This window comes from Hydrogenophaga sp. ANAO-22, assembly GCF_042466645.1.
GTDB lineage: Bacteria > Pseudomonadota > Gammaproteobacteria > Burkholderiales > Burkholderiaceae_C > Hydrogenophaga.
Map to the genome: position 1 here is coordinate 171380 of NZ_CP159956.1, position 12884 is coordinate 184263.

2 protein-coding genes are annotated in these 12884 nt (G+C 71.5%); both read left to right on the top strand.

Annotation, left to right across the window (positions count from 1 at the left end; genetic code table 11):
- Window positions 1-182: 182 nt before the first annotated feature.
- The gene (locus ABSY19_RS00800) at window positions 183-1568 is read left to right on the top strand and encodes an AMP-binding protein (protein ID WP_382158200.1); all 1386 of its coding nucleotides are present in this window, start codon (window positions 183-185) and stop codon (window positions 1566-1568) included.
- Window positions 1475-12865 carry an amino acid adenylation domain-containing protein gene (locus tag ABSY19_RS00805; RefSeq protein WP_382163984.1) on the top strand — a complete coding sequence of 3797 codons (11391 nt, stop codon included), beginning with the start codon at window positions 1475-1477 and terminating at the stop codon, window positions 12863-12865. The genes ABSY19_RS00800 and ABSY19_RS00805 overlap by 94 nt, the downstream gene beginning before the upstream one ends.
- Window positions 12866-12884: the final 19 nt, after the last annotated feature.

The window sequence follows — 12884 nt, forward strand, 5'->3', positions numbered from 1 at the left end:
GGGAATGTCGGAAATGCATTTCGGCGTGAGTTATGTCGTACAAACTGCGGGAAAGCGGCCCGGAAAGTCAGAAAAAATACAACACGACCGGGTTATCATTTGTTACACAAGTTTCTGATGGTACTCATTTGTATTCATTCGAGGAGCTTTCCTGCACGTAGGGGGTTTTTGCAATGCACTTCATGAGTCAGCAAGAGAACGACGCAGGTGAACCGAACCTGGGTCTCTGGCTGCGCAGCGGAGCACAGAGCCACGCGAACGCCGTGGCCCTGGAATCGCCCGAGGGAGAGCCCCTGACCTACCGTGAACTGGCCTCTGCGGTGGCGGCGCGCGCGCGCGCCTTTGCCGACGCGGGCCTGCAAAGCGGTGAACGCATCGCGGTGGCCGCCACGCGCTCCACCGACACCATCATCTCGATCCTGGCCGCCGCCGAAGCCGGCATCGCCTATGTGCCGCTGGACCTGGCCTACCCGGCCGAGCGCCTGCGCGCCATGCTGGACGATGCGCAACCCCGCGCGGTGGTGGGCGAAGACCAGGCCTTGTCCACGCTGCGCTCGCTGGTGGGCGAACTGCCCACGCTGGAACAGCCGGCGCCGGTGCAAGCCGCCCTGCACGCCTCGGCGCCCGACCTCACCTACGTGCTGTTCACCTCAGGCTCCACCGGCCGGCCCAAGGGCGTGGCCATGGGCGCGGTGCCGCTGCGCCACCTGATCCAGTGGCACGCCGACCACCCCCGCCTGGGCCAGCCCGCGCGCACCCTGCAGTTCGCGCCGCTGTCCTTCGACGTGCACTTCCAGGAAATCTTCTCCACGCTGGCCTGCGGCGGCACGCTGGTGCTGGTGCCGGAGGAACAGCGGCGCGACCCCGGCCTGCTGCTCAACGCCCTGATCCAGCGCCGCATCGAACGCATCTTCGTGCCCTACGTGGCGCTGCAGATGATCGCCGAGGCTTCGCGCGACGAACTGCCCACGGCTCTGCGCGACGTGGTGAGCGCAGGCGAACAACTGCAGGTCACGCCCGCGATCCGCTCGCTGTTCCAGCGCCTGCCGGGTTCGGAGCTGCACAACCACTACGGCCCGACCGAAAGCCACGTGGTCACCGCGCACGAGTTGCGCGGCGACCCGGCCGCCTGGCCCGAGATCCCCCGATCGGCCGCGCCCTGCCGCACGTGCAGCTCGCCCTGGTGCCGTCCGAAAACGCCACCGACGAACACACCGGCGAACTGCTGCTGGGCGGCGAGACGCTGGCCTGCGGCTACCTCGGCCGGCCTGAACTCACCGGCGAGCGCTTCCGCAGCGACTTCCCCGCGCTGCCCGGGCGCTGGTACGTCACCGGCGACCTCGCGCGCCGCGACGCCGAGGGCGTGTACACCTACCTGGGCCGCGCCGACCAGCAACTCAAGGTGGATGGCTTTCGCATCGAGCCGGGCGAGATCGAACTCGCCATCATGGCCCAGGCCGGCATCAAGGACGCGGTGGTCACCGCGCCCGACCTGCCCGGCATCGGCAAGCAGCTGGTCGCGCACCTGGTGCTGCGCGAAGGCGCGCAAGCCAACACCAGCGAGCTGATCACCCGCATCCGCGCCGAACTGCGCGCCGCCATGCCCGAGTACATGGTGCCGGTGCGCTACGTGGTGCTGGACCGCCTGCCCACCACGCCCAGCGGCAAGATCGACCGCAAGGGCTTGCCCCTGCCAGCCATGGACACGACCGCTGCCGCGTCCAGCGACCCGGTCGCCATCGTGCGCGGCCTGTGGCAGGAACTGCTGGGCCTGCCCTCGCTTGGCGACGACCAGAACCTGTTCGACCTCGGCGCGCGCTCCCTGCTCGTGATGCGCTTCGTCACGCGCCTCAAGGACCAGGGCGTCCAGGGCCTGAACGTGGCCGACGTGTACGACAAGCCCACCGTCGCGGGCATCGCCGCCGCCCTCGCCGGCCCGACCAGCTCGGGCCAGCGCAAGCGCCTGGCACCGGCACAGCCGACCGCCGGCATCGCCATCGTCGGCATGGCCACCCGCACGCCGGGTGCCCGCCGGCTCGACGACTTCTGGCAGCACCTGATCGACGGCCAGGAAGGCATCCGCCAGTTCTCGCTCGACGAACTCGACCCCAGCGTGCCGGACTCGGTGCGCTCACGCCCCAACTTCGTGGCCGCGCACGGCGTGCTCGACGGCGTGGAGCACTTCGACGCCGGCTTCTTCGGCATTTCGGCGCGCGAAGCGACGATGCTCGACCCGCAGCAGCGGCTGATGCTCGAACTCAGCGTGGCGGCCCTGGAACACGCCGCCATCGACGCCTCGCGCACCGATGCGCGCATCGGCGTCTACGCCGGCACCGGCAACAACGCCTACGCGCCCGCGCTGCGCAGCGAACAGCCCGAGCTGGTGCAGCAGTACGGCGAATTCGCCACCATGCTCGCCAGCGAGAAGGACTACGTGGCCACCCGCGTGGCCAACCGCCTCAACCTCAACGGCCCGGCCCTGAGCATCCACACCGCCTGCTCCACCAGCCTGGTGGCGGTGGCCCAGGCCTGGCACGCGCTGGCCAGCGGCCAGTGCGACGTGGCGCTGGCCGGCGGCATCAACGTGGCCGTGCCGCAGATCAGCGGTTACCTGCACGTCGAAGGCGGCATGGAGTCCGCCGACGGCCATTGCCGGCCGTTCGACGCCGACGCCAGCGGCACCGTGTTCGCCAGCGGCGGTGGCGTGGTCGTGCTGCGCCGGCTGGAAGACGCCCTGGCCCAAGGCGACACGGTGTACGCCGTGATCCGCGGCGTGGGCCTGAACAACGACGGCGGCGACAAGGCCAGCTTCACGGCGCCCAGCGTCACCGGCCAGATGGGCGCCATCCGCATGGCGCTCGACCAGGCCGGCGTGAGCGCGCGCCAGATCGGCTATGTGGAAGCCCACGGCACCGGCACCTCGCTGGGCGACCCGATCGAGGTCGCCGCGCTCACCCGCGCCTGGCGCGAAGACACCGCCGACAGCCAGTACTGCGGCATTGGCTCGGTCAAGAGCAACCTCGGTCACATGGCCGCCGGTGCCGGCGTGGTCGGCCTGATCAAGACCGCGCTCTCGCTGCACCACGGTGTGATCCCGGGCACCCTGCACTACCGCCAGCCCAACCCGCAGATCGACTTCGAGAACACGCCGTTTCGCGTGGTGGCGCAGAACACCCCCTGGCCGCGCGGCCGCGAATCGCGCCTGGCGGCGGTGAGCTCGTTCGGCGTGGGCGGCACCAACGCCCACGTGGTGATCGAAGAGGCCCCGGCGCGTGCGCCCGCATCGACCGGCGACGGCCGCTGGCTGCTGCCCCTCTCGGGCCGCACCGCCGACGCCGCACTGCAGCGCGCGCGCGACCTGGCCGAGCACCTCGAACACCATCCCGAGCTGCCGCTGGGCGAGGTCGCCGCCACGCTCATGCGCGGGCGCAAACCCATGGCGCAGCGCCTCTCGGTGGTCGCCGGCAGCGTGCAGGAAGCCGTGGCGCGCCTGCGCGCTGCCAAGAGCAGCGTGAGCGCGTTGCAGAAGCCGCGCCTGGTCTTCCTGTTCCCCGGCCAGGGCTCGCAACACCCCGGCATGGCGCGCCAGCTGGTGGACGAAGTGCCCGCCTTCCGCGAAGCGCTCGACCGCGCCCTGCCGCTGGCCGAGGCCGCGCTGGGGGTGGACCTGCGCGCCTGGCTGGTGAGCGCCGACCCGGCCGATGCCGAGGTGGCCCAGCTGCTCGCACAGACCCGCTACGCCCAGCCGGCCCTGTTCAGCGTGTCCTACGCGCTGGCGGCCTGGCTCGACAGCCTGGGCATCCGGCCCGACGCCATGATCGGCCACAGCATCGGCGAGTACGCCGCCGCGTGCCACGCCGGCGTGTTCTCGCTCGAAGACGCCATGGCCGCCGTCATCGCGCGCGGCCAGGCCATGTTCGACCAGCCCGCCGGTGCCATGCTGGCCGTGCGCACGGGCGTGGACGCGGTGCGGGCCCTGCTGCCCGAAGGCATCGAGGTCGCCGGCTGCAACGCGCCCGCGCTCACCGTGGTGGCCGGCGGCCACGAGGCCATCGACCGCTTCGCCCAGGCCCTGGAGAAAAGCGAGATCGATGCGACGCGCCTGCGCGTTTCGCACGCCTTTCACAGCGCCTCCATGGAAGGCGCGCTGCCGCGCGTCACCCAGGCCCTGGCCCAGGCTCGCCTGCAGGCGCCCCGCCTCACCGTGTACTCGTGCGTGAGCGGCGCGCCGCTGCAGGCGCACGAAGCCACCGACCCCGGTTACTGGGCGCGCCAGGTGCGCGCGCCGGTGCTGTTCAGCAAGGCCGTGATGGCCGAGCTGGCCCAGGGCGACACCGTGTTTGTCGAGGTCGGTCCTGGCCAGGCGCTCACCGCGCTGCTGCGCCAGCACCGCACGCCCAAGGCCGAGGTGCCGCGCATCGTGCCCATGCTGGGTGCTGCGCAGGACCCCGGCCAGCCCGCCGAACAAGGTCTTTCGGCGCTCGGTGCCCTGTGGTGCGCCGGCATCGAACCCGCCTGGCCGGTGGCCGCGACCGCGCGCCGCGCGCCCCTGCCCACCTACCCGTTCCAGAACGACCGTCACTGGTTTGCCCGCCGCACCGCGCCCGCAGGCGCCCTGCCGTCCGATGTTTCCCTCTCCGTTGCGAGTGCCGTCACCATGAGCCGAATACCCACCGTTGAAAACGAACTCAAGCGCGTCCTGAGCGACGTCTCCGGCATCCCCGCCGAGGACATGACCACGGACGCCAGCTTTGTCGACCAGGGCCTGGACTCCCTCTCGCTCACCCAGGCCACGCTGGAGCTGGAACGCGTGTTCGGCGTCAAGCTGCGCTTCCGCCGCCTGATGGAAGACCTGGACAACATCGGCAAGCTCGCGCGCTTCCTCAACACCGAGATGCCGGCCGACAAGTTCGCACCCGCACCGACCGTGGCGGCACCGGCGGCCGTTGCCGCCGCCGTCCCCGCCCAGGTGGCCAGCTTCGCGGCCCCGGCCGCGCCGCTGCAGGCGTTCGCGGCCCTGCCTGGTGGTGCGAACGCGGTGCACCAGCTGCTGCAACAGCAGATGCAGCTCATGGCACAGCAGCTCGCCGTGCTGGCGGGCCAGCCCATGGCGGCGGCCCTGCCGACCGCAGCGGTCCCCGTGGCGCCCGCGCCGGCCGTGGTGGCCTCGGCTCCGGCCGCCGCCGCGACGGAAGCCGAACCCGCCCAGCCTTCCATCAAGTCGCTGGTCGAAAAACCCTTCGGCGCCTCGCCCCGCCTCACGCTGGAAGCGCGCCAGGACTTCACACCCGCGCAGCGCCGCTGGCTCGACGAGTTCATCACCCGCTACAACGCGCGCTCGGGCCAATCCAAGGCCTTCAGCCAGCAGCACCGCAAGGTCATGGCCGACCCCCGCGTGGTGACCGGTTTCAACCCGCTGTACAAGGACCTGGTCTACCCCATCGTGGTCGACCGTTCGAGCGGTGCGAGCCTGTGGGACCTGGACGGCAACGAGTACATCGACCTGCTGTCCTGCTTCGGCGGCAACCTGCTGGGCTACCAGCCGCCCAAGGTGATCGAGGCCATGCAGCAGCAGCTGCAGCTCGGCCTGGAAGTGGGCCCGCAACACCCCTACGCGGCCGACGTGGCGCAACTCATCTCCGAGTTCACCGGCATGGAGCGCGTGGGCTTCTGCAACACCGGCTCCGAGGCCGTGATGGGCGCCATGCGCATCGCGCGCACCGTCACCGGCCGCAAGACCATCGCCATCTTCACCAACTCCTACCACGGCATCTTCGACGAGGTGATCGTGCGCGGCACCAAGCAGCTGCGCTCGCTCTCCGCCGCGCCCGGCATCCTGGCCAACGCGGTGGAGAACATCCTGGTGCTGGACTGGAACAGCGAGGACTCCCTGCGCGTGCTGCGCGAGCGCGGCCCCGAGCTGGCGGCGATCATGACCGAGCCGATCCAGAACAAGTACCCCACGCTGCAGCCGCGCGAGTTCGTGCAGTCGCTGCGCCAGATCGCCGACAAGGCCGGCTGCGCGCTGATCTTCGACGAGGTCGTGACCGGTTTCCGCGTCGCCCCGGGCGGTGCGCAGGAGTTCTACGGCGTGCGCGCCGACATCGCCACCTACGGCAAGGTCATCGGCGGCGGCCTGCCGTTCGCGGCCATCGCGGGCAACGCCAACTGGCTCGATGCGCTCGACGGCGGCCACTGGCAGTACGGCGACGACTCCTACCCCGAAGCGGGCGTGACCTACTTCGCCGGCACCTTCGTGCGCCACCCGCTGGCGCTGGCCGCCGCGCGCGCCACGCTGCAACACATCAAGGCCGGTGGGCGCGAGTTCTACCGCAACCTCAACGACCGCACCCAGCGCCTGATCGACCGACTCAACACGGCCTTCGCGGTGCGTGGTGCACCGGTCAAGGCGGTGCACTGCGCCTCGATCTGGCGCCTGCAGTGGGACGACAACCAGAAGCACATCAGCCTCTTCTACTACCTGGTGCGCTACCACGGCCTGCACCTGTACGAGCAGTTCGGCCACTTCGTCACCGAGGGCATGACCGACGCCCACACCGACCGCATCTTCCAGGTGTTCACCGATGCCATGGACGAGCTCATGGGCCTGGGCTTCATCACGCCCAAGGACGGCGGCGGTGCCCCACCCCCCTCGGGCCCGCAAGGCGGCACGCGCGCCGGCACCGACGCCCAGCTCTCGCCCGGGCAGACCGAGCGCTGGCTGGCCGGCGGCTTCGACCCCTCGGCCCGACTCGCCCTCAACGAATCGTTCTGCGTCAGCCTGCAGGGCGGCGTGGACCGCACCGCCCTGAAGGCCGCGCTGAACGACGTGCTGGCGCGGCACGAGGCCTTCCGCATCCAGTTCGATCTGGAGGATCCCCGGCAGCGGGTCGCGCCGCAGCTGAACCTGCCCGTGGCCGAGATCGACCTGAGCGCGCAGCCCGACGCCGACCAGGCGCTGGACGACTTCTGCACCCAGGCCAGCCTGCGCGATTTCCCGCTCGACCAGGCACCGCTGGCCGCCGTGAGCCTGCTCACCCTGGCCGACGGCCGCACCGTGGTGCACGTGGTGGCCAGCCACCTGGTGTTCGACGGCTGGGCCTCCAGCGTGTTCAACGCCGAGCTCGCCACCGCCTACAAAGCCCGCAGCATGGGCATGGCGCCGGCCTTCAAGCCGGCCGAGTCGCCGCTGGACTTCGCCGAGGAAGAACAGGCCCGCTTCGACGGCCCCGACGGCCAGGAAGCCCTGCGCTTCTGGCAGCAGCAACTGCAGAACCCGCCCGCGCCGCTGAACCTGGGCGACCGGGCACCGCAAGGCCACCGCAGCTACGCGGCCGACACGCTTCGCATACGACTGGACGGCGAGCTGTTCAGCCGCCTGCGTGCGCAGGCCAAGCAGTCGGGCGCCACGCTGTTCCAGGTGCTGCTCATGGCGCTCACCCGCATGCTGCACAAGCGCAGCGGCCAGAGCGATTTCGTGGTCAGCATCCCCTACGCCAGCCAGAGCCTGCAGCGCCGTGGGCCGATCATGGCCGACGGCGTGCTCGACCTGCCGCTGCGCCTGGGCTGCCAGCCCGGCGAGAGCACCGAGGCCGTGCTGCAGCGCGTGCGCTCGCGCCTGATGGACGCGCTGGAATACCCGCTCATGACCCAGGGCACGGTGGCCCGCGCGCTGGGCATCCGCAGCGCGGGCGACCGCCCGCCGCTCACCGGCATCTTCTTCAACCTCAACCCCAAGGTCGACCTCTCGGCTTATGCGCCGCTGCAGGCCACGATGCACGAAGGCCGCAAGCGCGGCACGCTCAGCGAACTGTTCTTCAACTTCTACGAGCAGAACGACGCGCTCACGCTGGACCTGCACCACAGCAGCGAGTTCTTCAGCCCGCAGCGCGCGCAGGAACTGATCGACGCCCTGCGCGCCGAGATCGCCCACTTCGCGCAGCACCCCGGCGTCGAGCTGCCGGTGCTCACCGCCGTGGTGGCGCCCGCGCCGGTGCGCCCTGCAACGGCACCGGACCCGCGCCTGATCGCCTGGAACCAGGCCACCGCGATGCCGCTGGAAGCGCATGCCCGCGTGGAGCAGTGGATCAGCCGCCAGGCCGCCGCCACGCCCGATGCCGTCGCCCTGGTGGCGCACGGCGTGAGCCTGAGCTACGCCGCGCTCGAATCGCGCGCCAACCGCTTCGGCCAGCTGCTGCGCTCGCGCGGCATCGGTGCCGGCATGCGGGTGGGCGTGTGCCTCACGCGCGGCCCCAACCTCGTGCCCGCCCTGCTCGGCATCCTGAAGACCGGCGCGGCCTACGTGCCGCTCGACCCGGGCTTCCCCAAGGACCGCCTGCACTACATGGCCGAGGACGCGGGCGTGCGCCTGGTGATCACCGACGCCGCCAACGCCAGCCTCTCGGGCGTGCCGCGCGAGCAGCAGATCCGCATCGACGACGATGCCGCGGCCATCGCCTCGGCCTCCGACGCCGCCCTGCCGCGCCCCGCCGACTGGGCCGACGACGCGCCCATGTACGTCATCTACACCTCGGGCTCCACCGGCAAGCCCAAGGGCGTGGTGCTGCCGCAGAACGCGGTGTGCAACTTCCTCGCCAGCATGCGCCGCGAGCCCGGCCTGCAGGCCGGCGACCGGTTGCTGGCCGTGACCACGCTGTCGTTCGACATCGCGGTGCTCGAACTCTTCCTGCCGCTCACCGTGGGCGCCAGCGTGGTGCTGGCCCAGCGCGAAGACGCCATGGACGGCGAGGTGCTCGGCCGCCTGGCCGCCGAGCAGCGCATCAACGTGATGCAGGCCACGCCCACCACCTGGCACATGCTGCTCGACGCCGGCTGGCGCGCGCCCGCCGGTTTCCGCGCCCTGTGCGGCGGCGAGCCGCTGCCGCCCTCGCTGGCCCAGCGCCTGCTCGAGGCCGGCGTGGAACTCTGGAACATGTACGGCCCGACCGAGACCACCGTGTGGTCCACCCTGTGCCGCATCACCGACGCGCAGCAGAAGATCACCATCGGCCACCCGATCGCCAACACCCAGGTCTGGGTGCTGGACGAGCAGATGAAACCCGTGGCCATCGGCCAGGAAGGCGAGCTGTGCATCGGCGGCGCCGGCGTGGCCACCGGCTACTTCAAACGCCCCGAACTCACCGCCGAGAAGTTCGTGGCCGACCCGTTCGACACCGCCACGCCCGGCGCGCGCATCTACCGCACCGGCGACCTCGCGCGCTGGCGCGAAGACGGCACGCTGGAGCACCTGGGCCGGCTGGACTTCCAGGTCAAGATCCGCGGCTACCGCATCGAGCTGGGCGAGATCGAGGCCCGCCTCGCCGCCCTGCCCGGCATCGCCCGCACCGTGGTGATGGCCCGCGAGGACAGCCCGGGCGACGTGCGCCTGATCGGCTACGCCGTGCCGCACGCCGGCCAGCAACCCGACGCCGCCGCCCTGCGCGAGGCACTGCGCGCCGGCCTGCCCGACTACATGCTGCCCCAGCAGATCGTGCTGCTGGAGGCCATGCCGCTCCTGCCCAACGGCAAGATCGACCGCAAGGCGCTGCCCGCGCCCACCGGCCCGGCACCGTCGGCCAGCGCGGGGGCGGTCAAGCCCGCGCGCAGCGACACCGAAAAAGCGGTGGTCGAGGCCATGCAGGCCGTGCTCAAGCTGCCCGCCGTCGGCGTGGACGAAGACTTCTTCTTCCTCGGCGGCCACTCCCTGCTGGCCGCCAAGCTCATGGGCCAGATCAACAAGGCCTTCGGCCTCCAGCTCAACCTGCGGGTGCTGTTCGAATCGACCACCGCCGAAAAACTGGCGCGCCTGATCGACGAACAACGCGGCGCCACGGCGCCCACCCGCGAACCGCTGGTGCACCGCGCCGACCAGCGCCAGGCGCCGCTGACCCTGATGCAGGAGCGCATCCGCTTCATCGAGGCCATGCAGCCCGGCCGCACCGTCTACAACGCGCCCTCGGCCCACCGCCTGCACGGCCCGATGGACCTGCAGGCGTTCGACCGCGCCTTCCAGGAAGTCGTGAAGCGCCAACCCGCCCTGCACAGCGCCATCGTCTCCGGTGCCCAGGGCCCGCTGCAGGTGAACGTCGATCTGCCGGCGTTCAGCCTGCTGCCGCTGGAAGACTTCGGCAGCTACGCCCCCGACGAACAGGAAGCCGCGCTGCGGGACCGGCTGGCCGCGCTGGCGAACCAGGCGTTCGAGCTGGAACATGCGCCGCTGTTCAAGGCCCGCCTGTTCCGCCTCGCCGACGATCACCACGTGCTGTTCTTCATGACGCATCACGTGATCTGGGACGGCTGGTCCTTCGACTTGTTCTACGACGAGATGAACGCGCTCTACCAGGCGTTCTCCGAAGGCCGGCCCTCGCCGCTGCCGCCGCTGGCCCTGACCTACGGCGACTTCGCCGACTGGCACGGGCGCTGGCTGGAGAGCGAGGAACTGCAAGGCCAGCTGGGCTACTGGAAGAACCAGTTCCTGGGCAAGCCGGTGCAGGAACCGCTGACCGATCTGGCCCGTCTGCCCGGCATGCTGCGCGAAGGCGCCACCGAGCCCATGCACCTCTCGGCCGAGCAGGCCGACCGCGTGCGCGACATCGCCAAGCGAACCGGTTCGACGCTGAGCATCGTCGCCCTGTCGGTCTACGCCGCCATGGTCTCGCAGCTGCTGCGCGAGCCCGCGCCGACCATCGGCCTGCCGGTGCGCGGCCGCCCCACGCCCGAGCTCGACCCCATCATGGGTTTCTTCAACAACATGCTGCCGGTGCGCCTGCCGGTGGACACCTCGCTGAGCTGGCTCGACTGGATCGGTCGCGTGCGCGCCGCCGTCGTCGAGGCCTTCGCCCACCAGGACGTGCCCTTCGAGCGCATGGCCCACGTGCTCGAAGCCGAACAGCCCGGCGTGCACGCGCGCCTGTACCAGTGCATGTTCTCGTTCCAGGACGCGCGCAACCGGCCCACCCACTGGGGCCCGCTCGAGCACGAGCGCGTGCGCATCAAGCACAAGGGCGCCACCGAAGACCTCAACCTCTGGCTGGTCGAGATCCCCTCCGGCATCGAAGGTGGCATCCAGTACGACACCCACCTCTACCTGCCTTCCACCGCGAAGTCCCTGCACGAGCGCTTCGTGGCCCTGCTCGACGCGGTGGCCCGCACGCCGAACCAGACCGTGGCGCAGCTGATGGCGCCCACGCCCGCCGAACAAGCCCGCGTGCTGGCGCTGGACGCGCCGGCCGTGGCGCCCGCGCAAAGCCTGTTCGATCTGCTGGAGCAGCGCGCCAGCGCACTCACTCCCCCCGCGTTGCTGCGCATCGGCGGCACCGAACTCGACGCCCGCGAGCTGGTCCGCCGCGTGAACGACAACGCGGCCCAGCTCAAGACCCGCCTGCCCGCGGCGGGCCACCCGCTCACCGTGGCCATCGCGATGCAGGAGCCGGTGGCCCAACTGGTCACCGCCCTGGCCGTGCTGCGCCTGGGCCACCACTGCCTGCCCCTGACGCCCGGCGACACGCCGCCCGCCGACGCGGTGGCTTTCGGCGACGCACCCTGGCTGCAAAGCCAGCCCGCCGCCACGGCGCGCAAGGCGGCGATCCAGCCGCAAGCCTTCGACGCCGCGCTGGTCGCCCAGATCAGCGCCGGCCTCGCCCGCCAGGCCCACCTGCTGGTGGGCGACTGCCTGCGCGCCAGCGCCCACGCCACCGGCACCGCGCTGGCCCTGCTGGGCCTGGCGCTGCACACCGGCGGCCGGCTGGTGCTGTGGGACCAGGCGCCCGACGGCGCCACCCTGGTGGCCGACCTCCAGCGCGAGCGCACCGGCCTCGTCTTCGCGGACGCCAACACCTGGGCCGACGCCCTGCAGGCCCGCCGTGGCGCCTCGCTCTCGGTCATCGCCGCCGTGGACGCGCGCGACAACTCCCCCGAACTCGTGGCGCAGCTGCTGGACGCGGGCCTTTCCGTGCTCAACGTGCTGCAGACCGATTCACTGCCCCTGCCGCTGGCCGCCCACTGGGTGGCCGACGCGGCCGAGGCCGGCCTGGTGGGCCGACCCCTGGTGCCGCACACCGTGCGCGTCGCGCCGCGGCCCGAGGGCACGGCCCCGATCGGCGTGGCCGCCCCCGTCTGGGTGAAGGCCGGCGCGGCGGGCGCCTGGACAGCCAGCCACACCAGCGCGCGCTGGCGCAGCGACGGCGTGCTGCAACACGTGAGCGATGCGAACGAACCCACAGTGCTGCTCGGCGGTGGCCTGGTGGACCTCGAGGCGCTGGAGCAGGCGGCGCTGGCGCTGCCGGGCGTCGACGTGGCCGCCGCGCAGGCCGCGGTGGACTCGAACGGGCGCCGCCGGCTGGTGATCGGCCTGCAGGCCAGCGGCCTGTCCGCCGCGCAACGCGAATCCCACGCCCGCGCGCTGCTCGACGCCGTGCCCACCGAGGCCCGCGCGGCGCTGGACCTGCGCTGGTTCGAGCAGATCGTGCGCCACCCCTCGGGCCGGCTGCAGCTGGCGCAATCGCGCGCGCTCAAGGCGCAGGCGAGCCAGACCGGCGACCGCTTCGCCGGCACGGCCACCGAGCAGGCCATCCACGCGGTCTGGAGCGAGCTGCTGGGCATGAGCCACATCGGCCGCAACGACAACTTCTTCGACCTGGGCGGCACCTCGCTCACCGCCATGCAGGCCGTGCTCAAGCTGGAGCAGCAGATCGGCAAGCAGATCAGCCCGCGCCGCTACGTGAGCGAAACGCTGGCCCAGCTCGCCGTGGCCTACGACGCCACCGGTGCCGACACGCCGCCGGCCACCTCGGCCGCCAACGCCGACGCGGCCGAACCCGCGCCGGGCCTCATGAAACGGCTCGCGCGCCTCGTTCAACGGGCCTGACCCGGCACACCACCGATTC

What these genes read in the sequence shown, in the direction of transcription:
- ABSY19_RS00800 (WP_382158200.1), top strand. Translation starts at nt 183, where the DNA reads ATGAGTCAGCAAGAGAACGACGCAGGTGAACCGAACCTGGGTCTCTGG.